The following is a 24,980-nucleotide window of genomic DNA, read 5'->3' on the forward strand; positions in this document are numbered from 1 at the left end:
CGGCCTATTTAAGCCATTGCTCCGGGTCACGCATTCCATGGACTATCGCCACGGCTAACACGCCGTAGGGCATGGGCTCGTAAATCACGATGTAGCGCCCCTCGACCAGAATTGCGGGCGGTGGCGCTCAATTCCGGTCGAGCTGCGCCCATTTTGGCGTGCTCGCAAGCCAATTCCAGCCTGTCGAAAATGCGTCCGATCAGCTTGTCAGCCGCCTTCTCGTTATCGACGGCAATGTGATGCCAAATATCTCGCAAATCCTGAGAAGCTCGCGGGGTGAGCCGGTATTCAGCCACGGACTGCGCGTTCGGCCTTCAGAGCGCGTAAGAAAGCCGTACGATTTACGTGTTGACCTTCGCCACTTGCCATCCCTTCGTCATAGGCCCTTTTGAGGCGTTCCAGTTCAAGAGTGCGGAATTCCTCGCGCTGCTCCCATAGACGTAGTGCTTCCCTGACGATTTCACTGTTGGAAGCATAGTCTCCGCTGTTCACGGCGTCTTGTAGACGGGCGGCCTGCTTGGGGGTAAGCGACACAGTAAGAGTGCGCATGGGCTGGGCTTTCATACCGGGCACTATAGCATTTTTCACAGAGGCCAACAAGTTTTGTTAGACTTTGTTGGTAAATCGTCGCATTCCGGGACTTGCTTTGATGGCCAACCGTTGCTCGCGAATAAGTGAGAATCTCGACACCACAAACCCGAAATCGTACAGGGTCCCGCCATGCGGGTAACCACCGATCTGTGGGTGTCGGCCCTGTTGCGCCGGGTTTTTAGCGCCGGCGGCTTTGCCGCCGTGGTCAAGCGCGGCGCCACGGAAGCCGGCGCAGTTTTCGTGTTGGCGCGTGGCCGGCTAGGAGAGATGGCGCTGTTCGGGCCGGCGCCGCAGACGAGCTACGATTCGGCCAGGCCGGACGACCGTTTTTTCAGTCTGCTTGGCGAAGGCGACGATGCCGCCATTTTCGACGCGCAGCTGGAGCGCGAGAAGAAATTCGATCCGGATATCTGGGTGATCGAGATCGAGGCGGGCGTCGTTCCCGTCGAGGAGCTTATCTCGGTCAAGGCGTCGTAACGGCAAGCCTTCAGATGCGAAGCGCCTTTGGGGTGGCGGTTACATCGGCGCTGTTCGGCTTGCGCAGGTCGGCATTTGCCGCGACGCGCCCGGGCTTGCGAACGATTTTCGACACGGTGTCGGCCTTCCAGCCGCGGAGCCTGTCCAACGCAGCGTCGCGGTGCAGCAGGCGGTAGCGGTCGAGGAAGATGCGGATCGCCTGCGGGTGCGGAAACTCGGTCGGATAGATGGCAGCCGTGATCAGGAACGCCTTGTCTTCGCTGAGGTCGAGCGCGCGCAAGGCGAAAAGTAGCGGTGTGTAATTTTGGCTCGCGGTGAGCGTCCGCGCCGTTGAAAAATCGACTTCGAGCGCATCGGCGAGCGCTGTCTGAAAGAATGCCGCATTGCCGGTCAGCGCGGTTTCGCGCAGCTTGACGTAGGTTTGTGGCTCGACGAACGGTCTGATGGCGGTGCCGCGCTCGGAGCGCATCATGGATCGCAACCGGCGGCGTACGGTTTCGGCGGCGTCGGCCGCCTCTTGTCTGTTTGCGTCGCTCGCGACCATTTCCGCGTTTTCGGACGGGGCAATGGCAGTTGCTTCCGGCTGCTGCTGCGACCGCACCAGCGTCGGCCTTTCAAGCACTTTGATGAGATCGGCGATGGTTTGGTTGAGATCCTTGCGGCGGGCAATGGCACGGGCATGCGGCAGGCCGTGACGCCCGATCAGCGCGATCAGGTCGATGTCGCTGAGGGCACGCGAGCGGATGAGTAGCGGAGCGGCGATGTCGACCCGCTCCTGGCAAAGCCGCCGCACCAGCGCGGCGGGTGCATATTCGCATTCGGAAAGGGCCGCTGCGACGTAGCGGCGCGATTCGACCGAGACATTCTCGAAAAGCGGCAGCGTCAGGTCTTCGAGCTGCGCGATCTCCCGGCGCGAAGGGCGGGTGAGCGAACAGAATGCCGATACCGCGGCGCGAAACAGCCTTTCGGCCTTTCCCGATTCAGCTCCTGCTGCGATTTGCCCGAAATCCGAAGCTGACACGAAGGATACGCCTGACACTCGACACGATCTGGAGGGCGCTCTGCCGGGCTGTACCGGTTTCGCGTTTCCCAAGAACAAAGATCAATTTAGCGGCGATCCGTTAGCGCTCCGTTAACCTACTGCCTTCTTAATCGACTATGGAGGCGTTGCGTTGTGCTCCGGGGCAACCGAGAGGAATACGCGAACCATGGGCATGGTACTGTCTTTCGTGCCGCGAACGGCGGCAACCAATCGAGCACAACAAGCCTCGCCGGCGGCAGTGATCATATTTCCCGGGGTGCGCTACGAGCAGCGGCCGCTGACGGCCGAAACGCGGCCGACCGGCCCCGACAAGCCGGGACCGTCGGGAACATTGCCGGTACCGCACCACTGAGCATCGGAACCGGCCTAAAAATCCTGCAGTTCGCAGGAACTCTGTTCGAGAAAGCGCGAGACAATCGGCTTCCAGCTGTCGTCGGGCACGAACGAACGGATGACGAACACGCCTTCCTCTATCGGCGCCTCGACGAAGATGGCCCCTTGCAGTTCCTCGGGAAGATCCTTGCGGACCTCGATCATCTGGGCCGGCGTCAGCACAACGGTGTCGAGCACGCCTGCGGTCGCGCTGTGGTCGTTGAACGAGTAGATGTTGTGGCCGCCGCGGTCATAGACCGATATCGACCAGAATGGCACCTTGCCCGGCGCCTTGACCCGCACCATCCCCTCGGCAAGGTCGAAGCGGCAAGCCGCCGCATAAAACAGCGGATCGACCGATTTCACCACCGGCGCGCCGCCGGCTTCCGCGTCGAGCCTGGTCATCTTGTAGAGATCCGAGGCCATGGCCAATCGCGACCAGGCGTCGCGTTCGGAGAACTCGGGGACGAGCAGCAGCACGACGATGTGCACGATGCCGGCGCCGAGCAGGCCGAGCAGCACGGCATGCAGCAGGCTACGCATTGCAGCCGACCTTCTGGATTTGTGGTAGCGTGACGTCCGACAGACCGGTGCTGCTGGCGATCGGTGTGTCGTAGAACGTGAGCACCAAATACATCTTGCCGGCGCCGCTGGTCAGCAGCCAGTTGCCGGGCGCAGGGCGGCTGCCGACGGAAATGACCACCGAATTGTCGGCCTGGCGCAGCACTTGATAGGACTGCAGCGCAGCCGGCCTCGGCGTGCCGGTCTCGACCACCCCAAGCGACTGGTCGGCGGCATAAAGCGTCCAGAACCGGGCGGTGGGAAAACCGCCCGCAATCTTGTAGGCGCATTGCCGCTTGAGCTGTTCGCCGCCGGAATCGCGTTCGGCTATGAAGGACAGTCCTTCCGCCTGTCCAAGCGCCAGCACGCCTTCGCGAGCCACGCGGGCCTTGGAATAGGGATCCGCCGTCGGCGTGCCGATATCCGGGAAGGCGGTCCATTGGCCGATCCTGATGGCGCCGACGCCATCCTGCAGCTTCAGCGCGTACCAGACGCTGGCGCCACCGCCACCGATGGCGATGGCAAGCGAAAGCAGCGTCAGGAAGGCGTTCTTGAGCATGAGGAGCCGAGAGAACCGAAGGCCGGGGACAGAAAGATTGCGGCCCGGGATATCTCGGCGCAGGGGCTTATGGCAAGCGGCCCCGCGGAATTGGCCGTCACAGCGCCGACAGGGTCTCCGGTGCAGCGGGCGCGTCGAGCACGGGTGCCGCCTGGAAAAGCCTGGTCAGTTCTTTCAGGGTCCGGGTGGTCCGGCTGGACAGCACCGGCGGACGCTCGGCGTCGGCGTCGGCTGCTGCCTGTTCGGCGTTCTTCTTTTCCGCTTCCTCGGCCTTGGCGGCAATTTCGGCATCGACGAAGGGGTGATCGATACCGGGGATCGGTTTCAGGTCTATATTCTGGTGCGCATAGAGCATCAGCCGCTGCCACACCATTGCCGGCAGCGTGCCGCCGGTCATCTTGTTGGTCGCGGTGAAGTCGTCGTTACCGAGCCAGACGGCGGCTGTGTAGTTGCCGGTAAAGCCGACGAACCAGGCATCGCGGTAGGACTGCGTCGTGCCGGTCTTGCCGGCGACAACGATGTTTGGAAGGGCCGCGCGCCGGGCCGTGCCGATCACCGGCACCGCCGCCAGCATGGTGTTCATGTATTTGAGCGCCTGCTCCGACAGCACCCGGTGCGGCGGCGGCGCGTCCTTGGCGAAGTCGTAGACCACCTCGCCGGTACGGTTGAAGAGTTGGCTTATGCCGTGCCGGGTTCCGGCAAAGCCGTTCTGGGCGAACACGCTGTAGCCCGTCGCCTGGTCCATCACAGTCATGCCCGATGTACCGAGCACCATGGTCTTGTGCGATTCCAGCGGCGACTCGACGCCCATGGCTTCGGCCATCGCCTTGATCGGCTTGATGCCGAGATAATCCTTGGCCAGCCGCACCGGCACGGTGTTGATCGATTTGGCCATCGCCGTGATCAGCGTCACCTTGCCGGCCGACCCGCCATTGTAATTGTGGGGCGACCAGCTGCCCCAGGAGATGGGTCCGCCGGACACCACCGAATCCGGCGTGAAGCCATGCTCCATCGCCGTCGCATAGACATAGGGCTTGAACGAGGAGCCGGTCTGGCGAAGTGCCTTGGTGGCGCGGTTGAACTGGCTGGCGCCGTAGTCGCGGCCGCCGACGATCGCCCGGACGGCGCCGTTGGTCTCGATGACGACGATGGCGCCCTCGGTGACGTTGTATTCCTTGCCGAACTGGCGGAGGTGGAACTCCATCGATTCTTCGGCCGCCTTCTGGATGTTGGCGTCGAAAGTGGTGTGGGCGACAAGCGAGTGCGGGCCGCCTTTGGCGGCGATCTTCTTGACCTCGTCGAAGGCCCAGTCGAGGTAATAATCGGGGCTCTTCTGCTCGCCGCGGTCGACGATTTCGGCCGGGTGTAATCTTGCCTGCAGCACCTGGCCTTCGGTCATGAAGCCGGAATCGACCAGATTGGACAGTACCACATTGGCCCGCGCACGGGCGGCGGGCAGGTTTATGTGCGGCGCGTATTTGGTCGGCGCCTTGAACAGGCCGGCCAGCATCGCCGCCTCGGCAAGGTTCAGGTCCTTGACGCTCTTGCCGAAATAGAAATCGGCTGCTGCCTCGATGCCGAAAGTGCCGCCGCCCATGTAGGCGCGGTCGAGGTAAAGCTGCAGGATTTCCTTCTTCGACAGATTGGCTTCGAGCCACAGCGACAGGAAGGCTTCCTTGATCTTGCGCTCGAAGGTCCGTTCGTTGGTCAGGAACAGGTTCTTGGCCAGCTGCTGGGTGATGCTCGAGCCGCCCTGGACGACGGAATTTGCCCGTACGTTCTCGAAGATGGCGCGCGACAGGCCGAGCACATCGATGCCGTAATGGTCGAAGAAACGGCGGTCCTCGGTGGCCAGCACCGCCTTGATGACATGGTCGGGCATCTCGTCGACCGGCACCGAATCGCGCTGGATGATGCCCCGCTGGCCGATCTCGTTGCCGTAGCGGTCTAGGAAGGTGACGGCGAAGTCGCCTTGCGTGCGCCAGTCGCCGGCGGTTATCTGGAAGGCCGGCAAAGCCAGCGCCAAAAGGACGACGATGCCGCCGGCACCGAGCGTAAAGCCTTCACTCAACAGTTCGATCAGGCCGCGGCGCCAGCCGCCGACGCGGAAACGCCGCGAGAAGATGGTGGCCGCCTCCCAGAACTGGCGCGCCCTGAAGCCGATTTCGTAGGCAGAGGAATCGATCCACGCATCCACCGCCAGCAGCCTTGCGGCGATCGGACCTCTTCTCTTGCGTGGTTCCAAAGGACTGGCCATTCCAGGATCCGGCTGCGGGGACGCCGCCAACTGAGAAACCGCATGCCGGCAATTTCACGGCGGCGCGCCTTTCAAGACTATTCGTCCATTTTGGTGCTGCCTACAAGGGCGATGAAGGTTCCGCGCTTGCGTGGGTGCTGAGGATCGGCAGCGTCACATGGGACGCTTGTCCGCGATCTTTTTCGGGTCGCGGCCTATCATACCGGCGTTGGCTTTCCTGTGCTTGTCGGCAAGCCTGCGAATGCGATCGAAGCGGCTTTCCTCGGCCACTTCGATTTTCGCCGCTGCATTTGGCTTCGGGACGAATGCGATCATTGATCGATCTCCTTGCCGATGGTGCGCGCCGGGGATACCCGGCGGCTGTCTTTCAGGCTTGTTTCCGGCAGTGGCTGGTCAATAGCCCATGCCGCCGGGCGAAGCAGCGGCTTCCTTCGCCGGAACGTCGGTGATCATGGCTTCCGCCGTGATCAGAAGCGCCGCAATGGAGCCCGCGTCCTGCAGCGCCGTCCGTACCACCTTCGCCGGGTCGACGATGCCGGCCTTGATCATGTCGACATAGACCTCGTTCTGGGCATCGAAGCCCTGATTGTGATCCTTGCCGTCGGCGAGCTTGCCGACGACGATCGAACCTTCGACGCCGGAATTCTCGGCGATCTGCCGGATCGGCGCTTCGAGCGCTCTCGACACGATCGAAATGCCCGCCGTCACATCGGCATTGGCTCCGGTCATCCCGTTCAGCACAGCCTTGGCGCGCAGCAACGCGACACCGCCGCCCGGAACGATGCCTTCTTCAACGGCCGCGCGCGTGGCGTTCAGCGCATCGTCGATGCGGTCCTTCTTTTCCTTGACCTCGGATTCGGTGGCGCCGCCGACGCGGATGACGGCAACGCCGCCCGCCAGCTTGGCGAGACGTTCCTGCAGCTTCTCCTTGTCATAGTCGGACGTGGTTTCCTCGATCTGCGCCTTGATCTGCTGGACGCGCGCCTGGATGGTGGTCTTCTCGCCGGCGCCGTCGATGATCGTGGTGGTGTCCTTCTCGATCAGCACGCGCTTGGCGCGGCCGAGCATGTCTATGGTAATGTTCTCCAGCTTGATGCCGAGATCCTCGGAAATCATCTGTCCGGCGGTGAGCACGGCGATGTCTTCCAGCATCGCCTTGCGGCGGTCACCGAAGCCAGGCGCCTTGACGGCCGCTACCTTGAGGCCGCCGCGCAGCTTGTTGACGACCAGCGTTGCCAGCGCTTCGCCCTCGACGTCCTCGGAGATGATCAACAGCGGCCTCCCGCTTTGCACCACGGCTTCGAGGATGGGCAGCAGGGCCTGCAGATTTCCGAGCTTCTTTTCGTGGATGAGGACGTAAGGGTCTTCCAGCTCGGCGCGCATCTTCTCGGCATTGGTGACGAAATAGGGCGAGAGATAGCCGCGGTCGAACTGCATGCCTTCGACGACGTCTAGCTCGGTTTCGGCGGTCTTGGCCTCCTCGACGGTAATGACGCCGTCATTGCCGACCTTGTCCATCGCCTTGGCGATCATGGCGCCGACACTGGTGTCGCCATTGGCGGCAATGGTGCCGACCTGCGCGATCTCGCCTGAGGACTTGACCTTCTTGGCTCGGGCCTGGATTTCCTTTACGACGGCGCTGATGGCAAGGTCGATGCCGCGCTTGAGGTCCATCGGGTTCATGCCGGCGGCAACGAATTTGGCGCCCTCGCGCAGGATGGAAGCGGCAAGCACCGTGGCGGTGGTGGTGCCGTCGCCGGCGAGGTCGTTGGTTTTCGAGGCCACTTCGCGCACCATCTGTGCGCCCATGTTTTCGAACTTGTCGGAAAGCTCGATTTCCTTTGCCACGGCCACCCCGTCCTTGGTGATGCGCGGCGCGCCGTAGGCCTTGTCGATGATGACGTTGCGGCCTTTGGGGCCGAGCGTCACCTTGACGGCGTTGTTGAGGATTTCGACGCCGCGCAGCATGCGGTCACGCGCGTCGGTGGAGAATCTGATTTCCTTGGCAGACATGATCTTTTCCAGTTCGGTTGTCGTGGCAAGGCGCTTGCAGCGCCTGAATCAAAGCTCGGAGCGTCCTTTGCGCGCGCGGGAGGGCGCGCGGCCTTCCAATCAGGCGGCCTTCTTGGCAGCCACGGTCTTGTCGATGATGCCCGTCTCGCTTTTTTCGATGATGCCCATGACGTCGGCCTCCTTCATGATCAGAAGGTCCTCGCCGTCTATCTTGACCTCGGTGCCGGACCATTTGCCGAACAGAATGAGATCGCCGGCCTCGACGTCGAGCGGGATCAGCGCGCCGCTTTCGTCCCGCGCGCCCGGCCCGACAGCGATCACTTCGCCTTCCTGCGGTTTTTCTTTGGCATTGTCGGGGATGATGATGCCGCCCTTGGATTTGGTGTCGCTTTCGGCGCGCCGAATGACGACGCGATCGTGGAGTGGCCGGAATTTCATGGGGACTCTTTCTGGGGCCGGCTTAGGCGGCCGCCCCCTCTCTATAGGCGCCTTGGCACTCGATTGATAGGAGTGCCAAAAAATATTCATAGGGCATATAAAATATTGAACGTATTATCTTGCCTGGTCATCCCTTGGTGTTCGGGTCCTGCCGAATATTAATGAAATTGAATTTCTGTCTTTGAACACCTATTTTACGATGAAGTTCACAGTCATGACTTTCGCTGCAAGGGAGATTTTACCGATGGCCGAAGGCAATCAGAACATCATGGAAAAAGCTCAGGCTCGCTTCATGGAAAACCAGAAGAAGACGGCGGAACGGAACAAAGCAACTGCCGAATATCTCTCGGAGGCCAAGGCCAGGAGCATCAAAACGGCAAGGCTGAGGGAATTGCGACTGGCCAAGGAAGAGGCGGACCGCGCGGCGGAAGCTCTGAATCCGGTCGCCGCAAAGAAGAAGCGGGCGTCACGGGCAGTCAAGAAGGCCGTATCCGCATCGATGGAGGCGAAACCATGAGCCTGACATTTCCCAATCCCAGCCGCAGCTACGACGAGGCAAGCAAACGCATCCGCTTCGTCGGCCATGACGGCATGTTCCAGATTTCCTTCTCTGTCGCTACCGATGCCATCTCCAAGATGCAGCCGGGAACGGCGGCCTCAGAAGCTACCTACCTGGCAGCCTTCGACACGGCTTCCAACTCGATCCACGATGTCGCCAGGAATGCCTATGCCCGCACCCGCAGGAGCATATATGTGCTGACTGCGGCCGATTTTCGCTAGATCCGTCGCAATCCGTCCACAAGACGCTTTCTCAGGGCTTCCGGTCCGCCTTCGCTCGCCGCTTGACGTCGCGACCGTTCAGCCGGTCAAGGGGTCCGTGACGCAGAGGGCTGCGGCGTCGCGCATTCCAGGAGCAGGGCTTATTCCCGAGGTCATGAAGGTTCATAATCCGTATGAGACGCGCTGATTCGCGCTTTTGCCGGGATGCCGTCATGCAACGCAGCTACGCAGCCGGGAGGTCGACGCGACGGGCGAGGGCAAAGACAATGACCGCGCCGGCCGTCGAATTGCAGAGGGCAATATTCGAGGCAGTGAACGGCGATCCCGACCTGTCGGCGGCACTGGGCGATGCAAGACTGTTCGACCATGCCCCGGAAAATGTTGCGTTCCCCCACATGACCTTCGGCCGCACCAGCGTCTACGACTGGGCAACGGGGACGGAGAACAACGCCGAGCAGTTGCTGACGCTGCATGTCTGGTCGAAGTCCGAGGCCAGCAAGGAAACCACCGACATCATGGACCTGGTCAGCGCCCGCCTGCGAGATGCGGCGCTCTCGCTTGGTGAACATCGTCGCGCCCATCTCAAGCTCGAATTCGCCGAAGCCCGCTACGACGAGGACCTTTCGGCCCATCACGGGCTGCTGCGCTTCCGCGCCGTGATCGAGGAAGACGGCTGAGCGTCGGGCACTTTCCGTAAAATCGGGCAATTTTGTTCTTGCTTTGTGCCGGCAGCTATGCTACTAATTTGGCTATGGTGCTGATTGGCGCCAATGACCCGTCGCAGAGCGGGTTTTTTTATTTCCGGTCGGTTCGGCTGAATCTGCCTTCGGTTGCCGGATCGATTGTCGAAGTCGGGGCAAACCTAAAGCGATTGCCTTTCACCGCCAAACGATGCCCGGTTGTCGGCGGAGGATCGGAGGGCTAGGTTAAACTTGGCAATTTCGCGGGATGGGCGGCGAAATGGCAATCCGGTAATCTCGCGCTTCAGGGGTGTGGCGGGCATGCATTCGAGCGTTCACCGTTCATATCACGTTCAGCACCGGCGCGTTAGAACGCTGGCCATGAAAACCCTTCGCTCCCACTTCCGGACCGCGGCACTGGCGCTCTCAGCCGCCGGCCTGCTTGCGTCGCAAGCGATGGCGATCCCCGCTGTCACCCCCGAGCAGCCCCAGCCGGTCGTCCTCGCCGCGTCCGACTGCTACGCGATCGGCCAGCAGGTGGCGGAGCAGAATGGCGGCACCTTGGCCAAGGCCTCGCAGTCGACACGCGGCGGCCAGCCGGTCTGCGTCATCGTCGTGCTCCTTCCGGGCAAGGACGGGCAGCGTCCCCGTCGCTCAGAGATCGTCGTTCCGCTGAACTGAACCGTGCCGTTTCCCAGTCTGCCGGAATCGGCCTATATCTGAACAGCTTCAACAGGCCTTCCGCATGCGCGTACTCGTCGTCGAAGATGACAAGGATCTCAACCGGCAGATCGGCGACGCGCTGGTCGATGCCGGCTATGTCGTCGACCGCGCTTTCGACGGCGAGGAAGGGCACTTTCTCGGCGACACCGAGCCCTACGATGCCGTGGTGCTCGACATCGGCCTGCCGCAGATGGACGGCATCAGCGTGGTCGAGCGCTGGCGGCGCGGCGGCCGCAAGATGCCGGTGCTGATCCTGACGGCACGCGACCGCTGGAGCGACAAGGTTGCCGGCATCGACGCCGGCGCCGACGACTACGTCACCAAACCCTTCCACATCGAGGAAATTCTGGCCAGGGTGCGCGCTCTGATCCGGCGCGCTGCCGGGCATGCCTCGTCCGAGCTGACCTGCGGGCCGCTGCGTCTCGACACCAAAGCCTCCAAAGCCGACGTCGACGGCGTACCGCTGAAGCTGACCTCGCACGAATTCCGCTTGCTTGCTTACCTCATGCACCATATGGGCGACGTGGTGTCCCGGACCGAACTGGTCGAGCATCTCTACGACCAGGATTTCGACCGCGATTCCAACACGATCGAGGTCTTTGTCGGACGGCTTCGCAAGAAGATGGGCATCGACATGATCGAAACCGTTCGCGGCATGGGCTACCGCATGCGTAAGCCGGAGGCGTAACGCGGAACCGCTGACTACAAAACCCGCCGTCTCGAACACGCCGTCGCTGCGGTCATGGCCGCGTTCGCTGGCGTTTCGCGTCATCGCCTTTTCCACGGTCTGGGCGATCCTCACTCTGGTCGTCATCTTCACCTTGATCACCACGCTCTATCGCCAGGCCAGCGAGCGCGGTTTCGACAGCCTGCTTTCGGCGCATCTGTTCAACCTGATCGGCTCGGTGGGCGTTTCCGAAGGCGGCCAGTTGACGGGCGCCCCCGACCTCGGCGATTTGAGGTTCTCGGAGCCGAATTCCGGCTGGTACTGGTCGGTCGAGCCCGCCTCGGAAGGCGTGCACGGCGATCTCCATTCGTCGTCGATGACCAAGGCGATCCCGTCGCCAAGCGTTGCCGAGGTGCCCTTCAATGCCAGCTTCCAGCGCAGCTATTCAGCGGATGGCATCGAAGGCGAGCAGTTGGAGGTGTTCGAGAGCGAGTTCGTCCTCGATGCGAAAAATCGCGCCGCGCGCTTCCGTGTCATGGGCAACCAGACCGAGCTCGAGCAGGAAATCGCTACCTTCCAGCGGCGCCTGTTGACCTATCTGTCGCTGTTCGGCGTCGGCATGATCGCCATCAACGCGATTGCGATCCTGCTCGGCCTGCAGCCGCTGCGCCGGGTCAGGAATGCGCTTGCGATGGTGCGCGAAGGAACCGCGCAACGCCTCGACGGCCGTTTCCCGGCCGAGATCGAGCCGCTCGCCAACGAGACCAATGCGCTGATCGAGAACAACAGGCGTATCGTCGAGCGGTCGCGCACGCAGGTCGGCAACCTGGCGCACTCGCTGAAGACGCCGCTTGCCGTGCTGCTCAACGAGGCGCGGGCGCTGGGTGGCGCCAAGGGGCAGCTGATCGCCGAGCAGGCTGCTTCCATGCAGAAGCAAGTGGACCATTATCTGCAACGTGCCCGCGTCGCCGCGCAGCGCGACAGCGTCGTCTACCGAACGCCGGTGATACCGCTGGTCCAGCGCATGGTGCGGGTGCTGCAGAAGCTTAACCCGCAGACGGCGCTGTCGCTGTCATTGCCGGCCACCGACATCGTCTTTGCCGGCGAACGCGAGGACCTGGAGGAGTTGCTCGGCAATCTGCTCGACAATGCGATGAAATGGGCAAGGAGCGCGGTCGCCGTTTCCGTGAAGCCAATCTCCAGCAAGGGTGGCGCCAGCAAGGAGGGCGCGGCCAATCTATTCGAGATAGCCATCGAGGATGACGGCCCCGGCATTCCCGACGACAAGGCGCGCGAGGTATTGCAGCGCGGCCGGCGTCTCGACGAGACAAAACCGGGCAGCGGGCTCGGACTTGCCATTGTCGCCGACCTTGTCAACGAGTATGGAGGCTCTCTGGCGCTGGAACGATCCGTCATGGGTGGATTGAAGGCGATGGTTCGATTGCGGAGCCTTCAGTAATGCTTTTCCAGGTGGCCGGCTGCGGCCAAATTTCCGACAAACATCGACATTATCGCCGCGCCAGCCTGCTGACAGCGCGGCGGTCCAGCTCAAGAAAGCCGGTATTGGCATGAAGATTCGCGTCGCGCTCGTTTCCGCCCTGCTCGCCGTCTCCGGCTGCACAACGCTCAGCAAGGGCCCGGCCGTTACGGTAACGCCGGCCGCCACGCCCCCCAGCGGCGCCAAGGTGGCGACGACGATCATCTCCGCCATGGGCGGCGGCCTCGTCGGCGGCTCTATCGGCGCCGGCCTGAGCGAGACCGAGAAACGCAGCGCGCTCGAGGCGGAATACAAGGCGCTTGAATACACGGCGAGCGGCCAGAAAGTGGCTTGGAAGAGCGACAGTTCGGCCCATCGCGGCGAAGTGGTTGCCGCCCAGCCCTATCGCGTCGGATCGCAGGACTGCCGGCAATACACCCATACGGTGTTTACCGGCACCGCCGGCGCCACCGCGCGCGGAACCGCCTGCCGCAATGCCGACGGCAGCTGGACGCCGCTGACGTAGCTGGTCCGGCCGTTTCCGCCAAAGCGTCGCAGCACGCTTGTGTTGGCAGGGCAGGGGTCTCGTTCTATTGGAAGAGCCATGCTGTTCTGGGTCATAGCCGCAATCCTGACGCTGGGCGCAAGCCTGGCGGTGCTGCTGCCGTTGGCCGGTGGATCGAAGAACGCGTCCGCTGCCGGCGATCACGACCTTGAAGTCTATCGCGACCAGCTGGCCGAGCTTGACCGCGATATGGCGCGTGGCCTGATCCAGCCGATGGAGGCCGAAGAGGCTCGCGCCGAAATCGCCCGCCGCATCCTTCGCCTGAGCAATGCCGGCCAGGCCGGCGAGACGGCGACGCAGCCGTCGCGGTCGACAAGACTGGTGGCGACGGCTGCCGTGCTGGTGGTTCCGCTGCTCAGCTGGGGCCTCTATGGCCAGCTCGGCTCACCCGACCTGCCATCGCAGCCACTCAGCGAACGCCTGGCCAAGAACCCCGCCGACAGCTCGGTCGACGAGCTGATAGCCCGCGCCGAGGCGCACCTGGCGGCCAACCCATCCGATGGCCGTGGCTGGGACGTTCTGGCGCCGGTCTATCTGCGCATGCAGCGATACGCCGATGCGGTGACCGCCTATCGCAACGCCATCCGCCTCGACGGCGACAGCGCTGCCCGTCAGGCGGGTCTTGGCGAGGCGATAGCCAATGCGGCCGGCGGCATTGTCTCGGCCGAAGCGCAGGCGGCGTTCGAGGCGGCGTTGAAGCTCGATCCGGCCAATCCGAAGGCCGCGTTCTATCTCGCCATGGGCATGGCACAGGAGGGCCGCATAGCTGAAGCCACGGCGGCCTGGCAAAAGATGCTGGCCGCCTTGCCGCAGGGCTCGCCGTGGCGCGGCGCCGTCGAGCAGGCGCTGGCCGAATCCGCCGCCCGCAGCGTCGCTTCCGGAGCGCCCGCGAAAGGACCGAGCGCCGAGGATATCGATGCTGCCTCCTCGATGTCGCCGCAGGACCGGCAAGCCATGATCAGCACTATGGTTGCCAGCCTCGATGAAAAGCTTCGGCAAAATCCGCGCGACGAGGAAGGGTGGATGCAGCTCGTTCGTTCTTATGTCGTGCTGGGCAAGACAGATCAGGCGCGTGACGCGCTCAATCGCGGTATCGCCGTCTTTGGCGCGGACAGTGACCAGGCCAGGAAATTCACCGCCTTTGCTGCCTCGCTCGGCGTGACGGCGACGGAGTAGACGATGACGCGCAAGCAGAAACGACTGTCGGTGATCGCCGCAGGGCTGGGGTTTCTCGGTGTTGCCACCGGGCTGACCTTCTGTGCGCTTGGCCAGAAGGCCTCCTATTTCTACATGCCGGCTGATCTGGCCACCGCCAGCCTTCAGCCGGGCCAGCGCATCAGGCTCGGCGGCCTCGTCGAAAAAGGCACAGTAGAGCGTAGCCAAGGCGCCACCGTCGCCTTTTCGGTGACCGACAACCAGAAGGACGTCAAGGTCACCTATACCGGCATTCTTCCCGACCTTTTCCGGGAAGGGCAGGGCGTGATCACCGAAGGCTCGTTTGGCCCCGACGGCATCTTTGTCGCCGACAGCGTGCTCGCCAAGCATGACGAGACCTATATGCCCAAGGAGGTGGCCGACGGCCTCAAGGCCAAGGGCGTGTGGCAGGAGAGCAAGAGTGAGTAGCGGGTGCGGCGACAATGGTTGAAACCGGACATTTCGCCCTGGTCCTGGCGTTTGCGCTGGCCCTGGTGCAGACGGTGGTGCCGATGTTCGGCGCGCGCACCGGCAACCACAAGATGATGGCCGTCGGCGCACCCGCCGCGCTGACCGGCTTTGCCTTGACGGCGCTGTCCTTCGTAGCGCTGGCGACCGCCTATGCAGGGTCCGATTTTTCGGTTGAGAGCGTCTGGGAGAACTCGCATTCGCTGCAGCCGCTGATCTACAAGATCACCGGAACCTGGGGCAATCACGAAGGTTCGATGCTGCTCTGGGTGCTGATCCTGACCTTCTTCGGCGCGCTTGTCGCCGTTTTCGGCGGCAATCTTCCGGCGACGCTCCGGGCCAATGTGCTTGCCGTGCAGGGAGCGATCGGCGCCACGTTCTTGCTGTTCATCCTGACGACGTCGAACCCGTTCGTCAGGCTCAATCCGGCGCCTATCGAGGGACGCGATCTCAACCCGATCCTGCAGGATCTCGGCCTCGCCATCCATCCGCCGCTGCTCTATCTCGGCTATGTCGGTTTCTCGATCTGCTTTTCCTTCTCGGTCGCCGCCCTCATCGAGGGCCGCATCGACGCTTCGTGGGCGCGCTGGGTAAGGCCATGGACGCTGGTCGCCTGGATGTTCCTCACCGGCGGCATCGCCATGGGCTCCTACTGGGCCTATTACGAACTCGGCTGGGGCGGCTTCTGGTTCTGGGACCCGGTCGAGAACGCATCCTTCATGCCGTGGCTGGCGGGCACGGCGCTGCTGCATTCGGCGATCGTCATGGAAAAGCGCTCGGCGCTGAAGATCTGGACGCTGCTTCTGGCGATCCTGACCTTCTCACTGTCGCTGCTCGGCACCTTCCTGGTGCGTTCCGGCGTGCTGACCTCGGTGCACGCATTCGCCAACGATCCGACGCGTGGCGTTTTCATCCTCTGCATCCTGACGCTGTTCATCGGCGGCTCGCTGGCGCTGTTTGCCTTGCGCGCCTCCCGGCTGACGGCCGGCGGCCTGTTTCACCCGATCTCGCGCGAAGGCGCGCTGGTCCTGAACAATCTGTTCCTGACCACCGCCACCGCCACCGTGCTGGTCGGCACGCTCTACCCGCTCGCCGTCGAGGCGCTTTCGGCCGACAAGATTTCGGTCGGCGCGCCGTTCTTCAACCTGACATTCGGCCCGCTGATGGTGCCGCTCTTGGTCGTCGTGCCGTTCGGGCCGCTGCTCGCCTGGAAGCGCGGCGACATTTTCGCGGTCGCCCAGCGCCTGATGGCGGCTTTCGCGGCGGCGCTGCTCGCCGTACTGGTGACGGCCTTGTTCATCGATGGCGCATCGGTATTCGCAGCGCTCGGTGTCGGCCTTGCCTTCTGGCTAATCTGCGGTGCGCTCACCGATCTCGGCGTCAAATCCGGCTTCGGCACCGTCGCGCTCGCCACCATGCTCAGGCGCTTCGCCGGCCTGCCGCGCTCGGTCTTCGGCACAGCGCTTGCGCATCTCGGTCTCGGGCTGACGACGCTTGGCATTGTCGGCACGCTTTGCTTCGGCACCGAAAAAATCCTGTCGATGCATGCCGGCGAGACCGTCGAACTGTCCGGTCACAGGCTGCGCTTCGAGGGGCTCTACCCGGCCCAGGGCCCTAACTACAGTGAGGATCGCGGCCGCTTCGCCCTGCTTGGCGCCGACGGCAGCGTCGCAGGCGAGATCACCTCGGCCAAGCGCTCGTATCCGGTGCGCCAGATGACCACAACCGAATCCGGCATCAGGACGATCGGCTTCAGCCAGCTCTATCTTTCGCTTGGCGACGAGGGCAGCGATGGCTCGGTGGTCGTTCGTCTGTGGTGGAAGCCGCTGGTGACGCTGATCTGGGGCGGCGGATTGGTGATGATGGCGGGCGCGGCGATGTCGCTGCTTGACCGCCGCCTGCGCGTCGGCGCACCGTCGCGCCGCAAGCCTGCAGGCGCCATGCCATCGGCGAGCCCGCAATGAGAAGGAGCACGCTGGCCTCGCTGGTCCTGCTGCTGGCGCTGTTGTTCGCCGGCGCCGCGCAGGCGGTCAAGCCCGACGAGGTGCTCGCCGACCCGGCACTCGAGGCGAGGGCGCGCGCTTTGTCGGAAGGCCTGCGCTGCATGGTCTGCCAGAACCAGTCGATCGACGAGTCCGATGCCGATCTCGCCCGTGACCTGCGCATCCTTGTGCGCCAGCGTCTGGTCGCCGGCGATACCGATCAGCAGGTGATGGACTATGTCGTTTCGCGCTACGGCGAGTTCGTGCTGCTGAAGCCACGCTTCAATCTGCGCAATGTCTTGCTCTGGGGGACGCCAGTTCTTCTGCTGCTCGTTGGCGGGACGTTTATCCTGCTGGCCGCCCGCTCGCGCCGCTCGACGGCGACCAATGCCCTGACCGCGGACGAGCAGGCGGCGTTGGACGCAATGCTCCGCCGCGATTGATCGATACATTACGAAAGTTTCATGTACCGGAAATGGCGCCGTAATGTGCGGCTCTCTATTTCCTTTGTCGAGGATGCCAAACAAGGGGCGTCCCTTGAAAAGAGGATACGAGAACCATGAATGTTGCCCCCAATTCATCTCTTCGCACTCGCAAACGCCTGCTGGCCGCAGCCGCATCCCTGGCCATTGCCGGCGCGATCGGCTTCGGCGCCGTTGCCACCGGGACAGCCCCGGTGCTGGCCGACGCCGTGCGTGTCGAGGCACCGCAGGTCCCAAGCTTCGCCGATGTGGTCGAGCGTGTTTCGCCGGCGGTTGTCAGCGTGCGCGTCAAGGCCAAGATCCAGCCGACGGCCGATGACGGTTCCGACCAGATGGACGACGAAGACGGCTTAGGCAATCTTCCCGATAACCCGCAGCTGCGGCGTTTCTTCCGCGAATTCCGCGGCTTTGGCGATCAGGGCCCGAACGGAATGCGCCGTTTTGGACATCGTGACCGCAACAACGACCAGCCGCGGCCGGTGGCGCAAGGGTCCGGCTTCTTCATCTCCGATGACGGCTATCTCGTCACCAACAACCATGTCGTCGAGGAGGGCACCGCCTTCACCGTGGTGACCAATGACGGCAAGGAGCTTGACGCCAAGCTGATCGGCACGGATCCGCGCACCGATCTTGCCGTGCTCAAGGTCGATGATGGCAACAGGTTCACCTATGTCGACTTCGCCGATGATTCCAAGGTTCGCGTCGGCGACTGGGTGGTGGCTGTCGGCAATCCGTTCGGCCTCGGCGGCACGGTTACCGCAGGCATCGTTTCGGCCCGCGGCCGCGATATCGGCGCCGGTCCCTATGACGACTTCATCCAGATCGACGCCTCGGTGAACCGCGGCAATTCGGGCGGCCCGACCTTCAACCTCAACGGCCAGGTTGTCGGCATCAACACCGCGATCTTCTCGCCGTCGGGCGGCAGCGTCGGCATTGCCTTCGACATTCCCGCTTCGACCGCCAAGCAGGTCGTGCAGGACCTGATGAGGAACGGTACCGTCCAGCGCGGCTGGCTCGGCGTCGAAATCCAGCCGGTCACGCCCGAAATCGCCGAGTCGCTTGGCCTTGGGTCCGGCAAGGGCGCGCTCGTTGCCAGCGCGCAGGACAACGGTCCCGGCAAGAAGGCCGGCATCACGGCCGGTGACGTGATCACCCAGGTGGACGGCAAGGACGTTGCTTCGCCGAAGGAACTCGCCCGCCTGATTGGCGCTTACCCGCCCGGCAAATCGGTCGATGTCACGTTGTGGCGCAACGGCAAGAGCGAGGCGGTCAAGGTCGACCTTGGCAAGCTGCCGTCGAGCGACAAGCAGGCCTCGGCCGACCAGCAGCCTGCTCCGGCACCGAAGACCGACACGCTCGCCGATCTCGGCCTGACCGTTACCAAGTCCGAAAATGGCAAGGGACTTGTGGTGACCGACGTCGACCCCGACAGCGATGCCGCCGATCGCGGCATCCAGCCCGGCGACGTCATCACCTCCGTCAATTCGACGGAAGTGAGCGGCACCGCCGACGTCGACAAGGCGATGGCCGACGCGGTGAAGTCCGGCCGCAAGGCGGTGTTGATGCAGATCACCCGCGACGACAGCAACCGCTTCGTCGCACTGCCTGTCGCCAAGGGCTGACTTTTCCGGTGCGGCGGTTTTCAACACCCCCGAGCCGCCGCACGGGAAAGCACGGGGCCTGAATACGTTAGTCAGTCATCGTGTTCCGCCCCAGCGGCAGCGGGCTTCCCATCGCCCGCTGCCGCTCGAACATGTCGCTCAAAGCGTGAAGCGGTTTTAGGCTACGACATGCTAAAACAAAGACTTACCGCGTATCCCTGAATCACTTTGTTCGCGATACGCCATGGAGAAGGCCACGATGCGTATGCCGGCCACTCAATCTTCCAGCGAAATCGCGTATAACGGTTCTATGAAGATTCTCGTCATAGAAGACGATCGCGAGGCAGCCGACTACCTGCAGAAGGCGTTCGCCGAGGCCGGCCATACCGCCCATGTCGCCGGCGACGGCGAAACCGGCTTCGCGCTCGCCGATTCCGGCGACTATGACGTCATGGTCGTTGACCGCATGATGCCGCGCCGCGACGGCCTGTCCGTCATTGCCGGGCTCAGGTCCCGAGGCAATACGACGCCCGTGCTCATCTTGTCGGCGCTCGGCGAAGTCGACGACCGGGTCACCGGTCTGCGCGCCGGCGGTGACGACTACCTGACCAAACCCTACGCCTTTTCCGAACTGCTCGCCCGCGTCGAGGTGCTGAACCGCCGCGCCAGCGCCAGGGAAGCCGAAACCGTCTACCGGGTCGGTGATCTCGAACTCGACCGGCTGTCGCATTCGGTGCGCCGCGCCGGGCGCGAGATAACGCTGCAGCCGCGCGAGTTCCGCCTGCTCGAATATCTGATGCGCCATGCCGGCCAGGTGGTGACGCGCACCATGCTGCTCGAGAACGTCTGGGACTACCATTTCGATCCGCAGACCAACGTCATCGACGTTCATATCTCGCGGCTGCGGGGCAAGATCGAGAAGGGCTTCGACAAGCCGATCCTGCACACGGTTCGCGGCGCCGGCTACATGCTGAAAAGCGGCTAGAACCCCATGGCTCTTTCCGTGCCGGCCATCATGAAGACGACGGCAGCGCGGCTTTCGGCGCTTTATCTTCTGCTTTTTGCGCTGTGTGCGGTGTTGCTGGTCTTGTACATGACCTCGCTCTCGGTGCGCATGCTGACCGCCCAGACGCAGGAGACGATCAACGACGAGGTGCTCGGCCTCGCCCGCGCCTATCAGCGCGGCGGCCTCCCGCTGCTGGTCCGCGTCGTCGAGCAGCGCTCCCGCCAGCCCGGCGCCAATCTCTATCTGATCGCCGATGCCAACGGCCAGATCCTGACCGGCAACGTGCAGAGCCTGGAGCCGGGCGTGATCGAGGCCGAGGGCTGGACCACCGAACCGTTCTCCTACCGCCGCTTCGGTGAGGGCGAGCTCGAGCGGCAGCGCAACCCGGTTTCCGACCCGAACGAGCCCGCCCAGAGCGAAGTCCAGACCGAAGGCGAGAAAGGCCACAACGCCGTTGCCCTGGTGCTGCGCCTGCCCAACCAGATGATCATGCTGGTCGGCCGCGACCTCGGCGAGCCGGAGCGCTTCCGCGCCGTCATTCGCCGCGCCTTGATGCTGGCGCTCGGCATGATGGGCGTCGGCGGGCTGCTGATCTGGTTCTTCGTCGGGCGCGCGGCGCTGAAGCGCATCGACAGCGTGTCGGAGGCGAGCCGCCGCATCATGGGCGGCGATCTTTCCGGCCGGCTGCCGGTCACCGGCGCCGGTGACGAGTTCGACCGGCTGTCGGAAAACCTCAATTCCATGCTGGCCCGGATCGCTACGCTGAACGAGGGCCTGAAGCAGGTCTCCGACAACATCGCCCACGACCTGAAGACGCCGCTGACCAGGCTGCGCAATCGCGCCGAGGCGACGCTTTCGGGCAAGCACAACACCAGTGACTACCGGCAGGCGCTGGAAGGAACGATCGCCGAATCCGATCAGCTGATAAAGACCTTCAACGCTATCCTGATGATCTCGCGGCTGGAGGCCGGCTATTCCTCGGAAAGCACCACCAGGGTCGATCTGGCCGCTGCCGTGCACGACGTCGTCGAACTCTACGAGCCGGTAGCGGAGGAGGCGGGCGTGACGCTCGAAACTTCGGTGCAAGGTTCTTTCGTCGTCGACGGCAATCGCGAGCTGATCGGCCAAGCGCTGTCCAACATCGTCGACAACGCGATCAAATATTCGACCGACTCGACCTCCAGGCCTACGGTTCGCGTGACGCTGGAGCGTATCGGTAGCGAGATCAGACTCGCCGTCTCCGACAACGGCCAGGGCATTCCCGACGATGTCGACCGCGCCAGGGTGACCGAGCGTTTCGTGCGGCTGGAAAAGAGCCGCTCGCAGCCGGGTTCCGGCCTTGGCTTGAGTCTCGCCAAGGCGATCATGACATTCCACAATGGACGGCTTGAGCTGCTGCCCGGCAATCCCGGATTGTCGGTCGTCATGAGTTTTCCCGGGCGGGAGGATCGCTGATGGTTGCGAGGATGGCAGTGCGACGCCTGGAAACGGACTGGCTGTTGAAGCCGGCGGTAAGGCTCGTTCCGCTGGACGCAAGCCGCGCCAGGCAGGAATTGTCGGAGGTCGCCGACGCCGCGCGGCAAAAGGAACTGCCGCGACTGGCGAAATTTCTCGCCGGCAAGGGGGTCGTCCAGGATTTCCTCGCCGCGGTGTTCGACATGTCGCCGTTCCTGCGCGATACGGCGCGCCGCCGGCCGCGGATACTCGATGCGCTTTTCGACGGGAGGGTCGAGGCGCGGCTGTCATCGATCGGCGCCGCGGTCGACAAGGCAGCACGCGCGGAGGCCGTCTCCGAAACCAGCCTGATGATGGAGCTGCGCCAATGCAAGGCGGAGGCACATTTCCTGATCGCCTTGGCCGATCTGGCCGGCGAGGCCGAGACCTCGTTGACAGTGCGGCGACTGAGCGACCTTGCCGACGCCTGCACGCGTGCGGCCGTCGATTTCCTGCTCCGCGACGCGCATGAGCAGGGCAAGCTCCGATTGCCGGATCCCAAAAATCCGGCACGACGCTCGGGCTGGATTCTGCTCGGCATGGGCAAGCTCGGCGCGCATGAGCTGAACTTCTCCTCCGACATCGACCTCGTCGTCTTCTTCGACCCCGATGCGCCTGCCGTCGTCGATCCGCTCGATGCCACAGAGCTGTTTTCGCGCCTGACCCGCCGGCTGGTCCGTATCCTCCAGGACCGCACCGAGCACGGTTACGTCTTCCGCACCGATCTCAGGCTTCGTCCCGACCCCGGCTCGACGCCGCTGGCGATCCCGGTCGAGGCAGCGCTGCGCTACTATGAGGCGCGCGGCCAGAACTGGGAGCGCGCCGCCATGATCAAGGCTCGCCCGGTGGCCGGCGATGTTGCCGCCGGCGCCGCGTTCCTGAAGGAACTGCAGCCCTATATCTGGCGCAAATACATGGACTATGCGGCGATTGCCGACGTCCATTCGATCAAGCGCCAGATCCACGCCCACAAGGGCCATGGCGAGGTCGCGGTCAAGGGCCACAACGTCAAGCTCGGCCGCGGCGGCATCCGCGAGATCGAGTTCTTCGTCCAGACCCAGCAGCTTATCGCCGGCGGCCGCTTTCCCGAACTGCGCGGCCGCGAGACCGTGCCGATGCTCGGCGAACTCGCCGCACGCGGCTGGATCACCGCCGACGCGCGCGATGCACTCACCAGGCAATACTGGTTCCTGCGCCGCGTCGAACATGCCATCCAGATGGTTGCCGACCAGCAGACGCATATTCTGCCGGAGGACGAAGAGGGGCTGGAACGCGTCGCCCGCATGCTGGGCTTTGCCGATGCGGCAGGCTTTGCCGAAACGTTCCGCGCGGCGCTGCATCAGGTCGAGCGCCACTATGCAGCGCTGTTCGAGACCGCGCCGGAGCTTTCGGCCGGCATCGGCAATCTGGTCTTTACCGGCGACGTCGACGATCCCGATACCTTGCAGACCCTGCGGCGGCTCGGCTTCCAGCGGCCGAGCGACATCTGCCGGGTTATCCGCGGCTGGCACTTCGGCCGCTACCGCGTCACCCGGTCGGCGGAGGCGCGCGAGCGGCTGACCGAACTGACGCCGGCGCTGCTGCAAGCCTTCGGCCAGACGCGGCGAGCGGACGAGGCGGTGATCCGCTTCGACGAATTCCTTGCCGGCCTGCCTGCCGGCATCCAGCTGTTTTCGCTGCTGCAGTCGAATCCGGCGTTGCTGAAGCTGATGGCGACGATCATGGGCGCAGCACCGCGGCTAGCCGCCATCATCACGCGCCGGCCGCATGTCTTCGATGGCCTGCTCGATCCGGCGCTGCTGAGCGAACTGCCCAACCGCGCCTATCTGTCGGCGCGCCTCGCTGCCTTCCTCGAAGGCGACAGGGCTTACGAGGACGTGCTCGACCGGCTGCGCATCTTTGCTTCGGAGCAAAAATTCCTGATCGGCGTCAGGCTGCTTGCCGGGTCGATCGATCCGCCGCGCGCCGGCCGCGCTTTTTCCGATCTCGCCGACCTGACCATCGAGGCGGCGTTGCAGGCGGTGACAGCGGAATTCGCGTTGCGTCATGGCTATATTGCCGGCGGCAGGGTCGCACTGCTCGGCATGGGTAAGCTCGGCAGCCGCGAACTGACGGCGGGTTCCGACGTCGACCTCATCCTGCTCTACGATCACGACGCCGATGCCGAGGAGTCCGACGGCCACAAGCCGCTTGCCCCGTCGCATTACTACAGCCGGCTGACGCAGCGGCTGATCGCCGCCGTTTCCGCGCCGACCGCCGAGGGCGTGCTCTACGAGCTCGACCTTCGCCTGCGACCGTCCGGCAACAAGGGGCCGGTGGCCACGCACGTCGATGCCTTCAAGAAGTACCAGCGCCACGACGCCTGGACATGGGAGCATATGGCGCTGGCGCGGGCCCGCACGATCGGTGGCGATGCCGAGCTCTGCCGCGAGGTTGAGGAGGAAGTTGCCACAGTGCTCGCTCTGCCGCGCGATCCAGCCAAGGTGATGGCCGAGGCATCCGAGATGCGCGCCATGGTCGACAAGGAGAAGCCGCCGCGCGATCCCTGGGACATCAAGCTGATCCCGGGCGGCCTCATAGATCTCGAATTCATTGCCCAGGTTGCGCTGATCACGGGAAAGATCGAAGCCGGCCGCAGGGCCACCGGCACGGCTGAGGTCCTGTCGCGCCTGGCGCCGGATTTCGCCGACGCCCCGGTCAGGCAGGAACTGGTGGATGCCTATTCGCTCTATCTGGCGCTGACTCAGATGATACGGCTTTGCCTCACCGGCGCGTTCGAACGCGACGACGTTCCGCCAGGGCTTTCCGATCTGCTTCTTGCGGTCACCGACCTGCCTGATTTCGGTGTGCTTGAAGCGCATCTCAAGGAGACGTCGCAGAAGGTCAGAAAGGATTTCGACCTTCTGCTTCGTGCGAAACAATCGTGACGGCAACCAGCCGTACGGGCGAGAGCATCGGACCCAAAACTGTGACCTTTTTTGGGAGGTTCCGAGGTTCAATCAAAGAGATAGAGCGGGGGATGAAGGTCCGCCGCTCTAGCATCGGGGGTGACGATGCAACAGGAGAAGACTATGAGAAAGACAACCAGACTTGCACTCGTTTTCGCAGCCCTGGCCGGCGCCGTCGGCACCGCAGCCTATGCAGACGAGCACTCCGGCGCCGGGCCGCGCGGCGGCATGATGATGCGCCTGGGCAAAGTCATGAAGGACAATGACGGCACCATCACCTTCGACCAGTTCTCCGACGCCATGAACGCTCGACTGAAGAAGATGGTCGCTGACAATGGCGGCAAGCTGACCGTGGCACAGCTCGCCGACGCGCTGGAGAAGGCACGCTTCGAGCAGATGGCCAGGCGCATCATCGCCCGCTACGACACCAAGGGCGACGGCACGCTGACCGCCGACGATATCACCAGCCGCCAGAAGAAGGTGTTCGCCATGCTCGACCGTGACAATGACGGCAAGATCGAGAAGAACGAACTGCCGAAGGGTCCCGGCCGTCACCGCCAATGGGACGGCGAGGGCAATGATGGCGCTGACGGCATGCAGTGA

The 24,980-nt window shown here is 63.7% G+C and carries 27 protein-coding genes; 18 read left to right on the forward strand and 9 right to left on the reverse strand.

The window, feature by feature from the left end; all coding sequences use genetic code 11:
• Positions 1 to 26 precede the first annotated feature (26 nt).
• The gene (locus tag NKH42_RS26200) at positions 27 to 296 is read right to left on the reverse strand and encodes a type II toxin-antitoxin system RelE/ParE family toxin (protein ID WP_352752364.1); all 270 of its coding nucleotides are present in this window, start codon (positions 294 to 296) and stop codon (positions 27 to 29) included.
• On the reverse strand, positions 289 to 564 hold the full coding sequence (locus tag NKH42_RS26205) for a type II toxin-antitoxin system ParD family antitoxin (protein WP_502895544.1): 276 nt from the start codon (positions 562 to 564) through the stop codon (positions 289 to 291). The genes NKH42_RS26200 and NKH42_RS26205 overlap by 8 nt, the downstream gene beginning before the upstream one ends.
• Before the next feature lie 156 nt (positions 565 to 720).
• Here NKH42_RS26205 and NKH42_RS26210 point away from each other — a divergent pair, with 156 nt between their 5' ends.
• Positions 721 to 1,068, forward strand: a complete 348-nt coding sequence (locus NKH42_RS26210) for a DUF1491 family protein (RefSeq protein ID WP_254819941.1) — start codon at positions 721 to 723, stop codon at positions 1,066 to 1,068.
• A 10-nt stretch (positions 1,069 to 1,078) separates the two neighbouring features.
• On the opposite strand, the gene NKH42_RS26215 is transcribed toward NKH42_RS26210, so the two are convergent.
• Positions 1,079 to 2,089, reverse strand: a complete 1,011-nt coding sequence (locus NKH42_RS26215) for a hypothetical protein (protein ID WP_352690033.1) — start codon at positions 2,087 to 2,089, stop codon at positions 1,079 to 1,081.
• A gap of 187 nt (positions 2,090 to 2,276) precedes the next feature.
• Here NKH42_RS26215 and NKH42_RS26220 point away from each other — a divergent pair, with 187 nt between their 5' ends.
• On the forward strand, positions 2,277 to 2,462 hold the full coding sequence (locus tag NKH42_RS26220) for a hypothetical protein (RefSeq protein WP_352974643.1): 186 nt from the start codon (positions 2,277 to 2,279) through the stop codon (positions 2,460 to 2,462).
• Positions 2,463 to 2,476: 14 nt separating this feature from the next.
• Here NKH42_RS26220 and NKH42_RS26225 read toward each other — a convergent pair whose 3' ends face one another.
• From NKH42_RS26225 to NKH42_RS26250, 6 genes are all read right to left on the reverse strand, one after another.
• Complete coding sequence (locus tag NKH42_RS26225) at positions 2,477 to 3,025, reverse strand: DUF1254 domain-containing protein (protein WP_254819944.1); 549 nt, start codon at positions 3,023 to 3,025, stop codon at positions 2,477 to 2,479.
• Positions 3,018 to 3,602: a DUF1214 domain-containing protein gene (locus NKH42_RS26230; protein WP_352706148.1), complete on the reverse strand. Its 585-nt coding sequence runs from the start codon at positions 3,600 to 3,602 to the stop codon at positions 3,018 to 3,020. The genes NKH42_RS26225 and NKH42_RS26230 overlap by 8 nt, the downstream gene beginning before the upstream one ends.
• A 97-nt stretch (positions 3,603 to 3,699) precedes the next feature.
• Positions 3,700 to 5,859: a transglycosylase domain-containing protein gene (locus NKH42_RS26235; protein ID WP_352752363.1), complete on the reverse strand. Its 2,160-nt coding sequence runs from the start codon at positions 5,857 to 5,859 to the stop codon at positions 3,700 to 3,702.
• 153 nt (positions 5,860 to 6,012) lie between these two features.
• A complete protein-coding gene (locus NKH42_RS26240; protein ID WP_352479526.1) occupies positions 6,013 to 6,174 on the reverse strand; it encodes a hypothetical protein in 162 nt (53 codons plus the stop codon).
• Between the two features lie 78 nt (positions 6,175 to 6,252).
• The gene (gene groL / locus NKH42_RS26245; protein WP_352690028.1) at positions 6,253 to 7,872 is read right to left on the reverse strand and encodes a chaperonin GroEL; all 1,620 of its coding nucleotides are present in this window, start codon (positions 7,870 to 7,872) and stop codon (positions 6,253 to 6,255) included.
• 99 nt (positions 7,873 to 7,971) lie between these two features.
• Entirely contained in the window at positions 7,972 to 8,310 is a 339-nt protein-coding gene (locus NKH42_RS26250) for a co-chaperone GroES (protein ID WP_254819949.1), read from the reverse strand.
• Positions 8,311 to 8,554: 244 nt separating this feature from the next.
• Between NKH42_RS26250 and NKH42_RS26255 the strand changes: the two genes are divergently transcribed.
• The 16 genes from NKH42_RS26255 to NKH42_RS26330 all read left to right on the forward strand — a co-directional run bounded on the left by NKH42_RS26255 (position 8,555) and on the right by NKH42_RS26330 (position 24,980).
• A complete protein-coding gene (locus NKH42_RS26255) occupies positions 8,555 to 8,827 on the forward strand; it encodes a hypothetical protein (protein ID WP_352690026.1) in 273 nt (90 codons plus the stop codon).
• Entirely contained in the window at positions 8,824 to 9,090 is a 267-nt protein-coding gene (locus tag NKH42_RS26260; RefSeq protein ID WP_254819951.1) for a DUF1488 family protein, read from the forward strand. The genes NKH42_RS26255 and NKH42_RS26260 overlap by 4 nt, the downstream gene beginning before the upstream one ends.
• A 266-nt stretch (positions 9,091 to 9,356) precedes the next feature.
• Positions 9,357 to 9,767 (forward strand): DUF3168 domain-containing protein, encoded by a 411-nt coding sequence (locus NKH42_RS26265; protein ID WP_352690024.1) that lies wholly within the window; start codon positions 9,357 to 9,359, stop codon positions 9,765 to 9,767.
• 384 nt (positions 9,768 to 10,151) lie between these two features.
• Entirely contained in the window at positions 10,152 to 10,451 is a 300-nt protein-coding gene (locus NKH42_RS26270) for a hypothetical protein (RefSeq protein ID WP_352647230.1), read from the forward strand.
• 64 nt (positions 10,452 to 10,515) lie between these two features.
• Entirely contained in the window at positions 10,516 to 11,181 is a 666-nt protein-coding gene (locus tag NKH42_RS26275; RefSeq protein WP_352588745.1) for a response regulator transcription factor, read from the forward strand.
• A 10-nt stretch (positions 11,182 to 11,191) separates the two neighbouring features.
• Positions 11,192 to 12,619, forward strand: a complete 1,428-nt coding sequence (locus tag NKH42_RS26280; protein WP_352706146.1) for an ATP-binding protein — start codon at positions 11,192 to 11,194, stop codon at positions 12,617 to 12,619.
• A 109-nt stretch (positions 12,620 to 12,728) separates the two neighbouring features.
• Positions 12,729 to 13,163 carry an RT0821/Lpp0805 family surface protein gene (locus tag NKH42_RS26285; protein ID WP_352690020.1) on the forward strand — a complete coding sequence of 145 codons (435 nt, stop codon included), beginning with the start codon at positions 12,729 to 12,731 and terminating at the stop codon, positions 13,161 to 13,163.
• 78 nt (positions 13,164 to 13,241) lie between these two features.
• Complete coding sequence (gene ccmI, locus NKH42_RS26290; protein WP_352752362.1) at positions 13,242 to 14,378, forward strand: c-type cytochrome biogenesis protein CcmI; 1,137 nt, start codon at positions 13,242 to 13,244, stop codon at positions 14,376 to 14,378.
• A 3-nt stretch (positions 14,379 to 14,381) separates the two neighbouring features.
• The gene (gene ccmE / locus NKH42_RS26295) at positions 14,382 to 14,825 is read left to right on the forward strand and encodes a cytochrome c maturation protein CcmE (protein ID WP_352706090.1); all 444 of its coding nucleotides are present in this window, start codon (positions 14,382 to 14,384) and stop codon (positions 14,823 to 14,825) included.
• Positions 14,826 to 14,839: 14 nt separating this feature from the next.
• Positions 14,840 to 16,828 (forward strand): heme lyase CcmF/NrfE family subunit, encoded by a 1,989-nt coding sequence (locus NKH42_RS26300; RefSeq protein ID WP_352706088.1) that lies wholly within the window; start codon positions 14,840 to 14,842, stop codon positions 16,826 to 16,828.
• A complete protein-coding gene (locus tag NKH42_RS26305; RefSeq protein WP_352647241.1) occupies positions 16,825 to 17,289 on the forward strand; it encodes a cytochrome c-type biogenesis protein in 465 nt (154 codons plus the stop codon). The genes NKH42_RS26300 and NKH42_RS26305 overlap by 4 nt, the downstream gene beginning before the upstream one ends.
• Before the next feature lie 116 nt (positions 17,290 to 17,405).
• Positions 17,406 to 18,950: a Do family serine endopeptidase gene (locus NKH42_RS26310; protein WP_352507492.1), complete on the forward strand. Its 1,545-nt coding sequence runs from the start codon at positions 17,406 to 17,408 to the stop codon at positions 18,948 to 18,950.
• A 289-nt stretch (positions 18,951 to 19,239) separates the two neighbouring features.
• Complete coding sequence (locus NKH42_RS26315; RefSeq protein WP_254819962.1) at positions 19,240 to 19,914, forward strand: response regulator transcription factor; 675 nt, start codon at positions 19,240 to 19,242, stop codon at positions 19,912 to 19,914.
• Between the two features lie 6 nt (positions 19,915 to 19,920).
• On the forward strand, positions 19,921 to 21,390 hold the full coding sequence (locus tag NKH42_RS26320; RefSeq protein ID WP_352507493.1) for an ATP-binding protein: 1,470 nt from the start codon (positions 19,921 to 19,923) through the stop codon (positions 21,388 to 21,390).
• A complete protein-coding gene (locus NKH42_RS26325) occupies positions 21,390 to 24,356 on the forward strand; it encodes a bifunctional [glutamine synthetase] adenylyltransferase/[glutamine synthetase]-adenylyl-L-tyrosine phosphorylase (RefSeq protein ID WP_352507494.1) in 2,967 nt (988 codons plus the stop codon). The genes NKH42_RS26320 and NKH42_RS26325 overlap by 1 nt, the downstream gene beginning before the upstream one ends.
• A gap of 144 nt (positions 24,357 to 24,500) precedes the next feature.
• The gene (locus NKH42_RS26330) at positions 24,501 to 24,980 is read left to right on the forward strand and encodes an EF-hand domain-containing protein (protein WP_352507496.1); all 480 of its coding nucleotides are present in this window, start codon (positions 24,501 to 24,503) and stop codon (positions 24,978 to 24,980) included.

Origin of the sequence: Mesorhizobium sp. M1142 (assembly GCF_040318565.1) — a bacterium.
Lineage (GTDB): Bacteria > Pseudomonadota > Alphaproteobacteria > Rhizobiales > Rhizobiaceae > Mesorhizobium.

Bases quoted from the DNA above. Each gene is read 5' to 3' on its own strand.
- NKH42_RS26205 (WP_502895544.1), bottom strand. From the start codon at position 564: ATGAAAGCCCAGCCCATGCGCACTCTTACTGTGTCGCTTACCCCCAAG.
- NKH42_RS26210 (WP_254819941.1), top strand. From the start codon at position 721: ATGCGGGTAACCACCGATCTGTGGGTGTCGGCCCTGTTGCGCCGGGTT.
- NKH42_RS26220 (WP_352974643.1), top strand. From the start codon at position 2,277: ATGGGCATGGTACTGTCTTTCGTGCCGCGAACGGCGGCAACCAATCGA.
- NKH42_RS26225 (WP_254819944.1), bottom strand. From the start codon at position 3,025: ATGCGTAGCCTGCTGCATGCCGTGCTGCTCGGCCTGCTCGGCGCCGGC.
- NKH42_RS26230 (WP_352706148.1), bottom strand. From the start codon at position 3,602: ATGCTCAAGAACGCCTTCCTGACGCTGCTTTCGCTTGCCATCGCCATC.
- NKH42_RS26235 (WP_352752363.1), bottom strand. From the start codon at position 5,859: ATGGCCAGTCCTTTGGAACCACGCAAGAGAAGAGGTCCGATCGCCGCA.
- NKH42_RS26240 (WP_352479526.1), bottom strand. From the start codon at position 6,174: ATGATCGCATTCGTCCCGAAGCCAAATGCAGCGGCGAAAATCGAAGTG.
- groL (WP_352690028.1), bottom strand. From the start codon at position 7,872: ATGTCTGCCAAGGAAATCAGATTCTCCACCGACGCGCGTGACCGCATG.
- NKH42_RS26250 (WP_254819949.1), bottom strand. From the start codon at position 8,310: ATGAAATTCCGGCCACTCCACGATCGCGTCGTCATTCGGCGCGCCGAA.
- NKH42_RS26255 (WP_352690026.1), top strand. From the start codon at position 8,555: ATGGCCGAAGGCAATCAGAACATCATGGAAAAAGCTCAGGCTCGCTTC.
- NKH42_RS26260 (WP_254819951.1), top strand. From the start codon at position 8,824: ATGAGCCTGACATTTCCCAATCCCAGCCGCAGCTACGACGAGGCAAGC.
- NKH42_RS26265 (WP_352690024.1), top strand. From the start codon at position 9,357: ATGACCGCGCCGGCCGTCGAATTGCAGAGGGCAATATTCGAGGCAGTG.
- NKH42_RS26270 (WP_352647230.1), top strand. From the start codon at position 10,152: ATGAAAACCCTTCGCTCCCACTTCCGGACCGCGGCACTGGCGCTCTCA.
- NKH42_RS26275 (WP_352588745.1), top strand. From the start codon at position 10,516: ATGCGCGTACTCGTCGTCGAAGATGACAAGGATCTCAACCGGCAGATC.
- NKH42_RS26285 (WP_352690020.1), top strand. From the start codon at position 12,729: ATGAAGATTCGCGTCGCGCTCGTTTCCGCCCTGCTCGCCGTCTCCGGC.
- ccmI (WP_352752362.1), top strand. From the start codon at position 13,242: ATGCTGTTCTGGGTCATAGCCGCAATCCTGACGCTGGGCGCAAGCCTG.
- ccmE (WP_352706090.1), top strand. From the start codon at position 14,382: ATGACGCGCAAGCAGAAACGACTGTCGGTGATCGCCGCAGGGCTGGGG.
- NKH42_RS26300 (WP_352706088.1), top strand. From the start codon at position 14,840: ATGGTTGAAACCGGACATTTCGCCCTGGTCCTGGCGTTTGCGCTGGCC.
- NKH42_RS26305 (WP_352647241.1), top strand. From the start codon at position 16,825: ATGAGAAGGAGCACGCTGGCCTCGCTGGTCCTGCTGCTGGCGCTGTTG.
- NKH42_RS26310 (WP_352507492.1), top strand. From the start codon at position 17,406: ATGAATGTTGCCCCCAATTCATCTCTTCGCACTCGCAAACGCCTGCTG.
- NKH42_RS26315 (WP_254819962.1), top strand. From the start codon at position 19,240: ATGAAGATTCTCGTCATAGAAGACGATCGCGAGGCAGCCGACTACCTG.
- NKH42_RS26320 (WP_352507493.1), top strand. From the start codon at position 19,921: ATGGCTCTTTCCGTGCCGGCCATCATGAAGACGACGGCAGCGCGGCTT.
- NKH42_RS26325 (WP_352507494.1), top strand. From the start codon at position 21,390: ATGGTTGCGAGGATGGCAGTGCGACGCCTGGAAACGGACTGGCTGTTG.
- NKH42_RS26330 (WP_352507496.1), top strand. From the start codon at position 24,501: ATGAGAAAGACAACCAGACTTGCACTCGTTTTCGCAGCCCTGGCCGGC.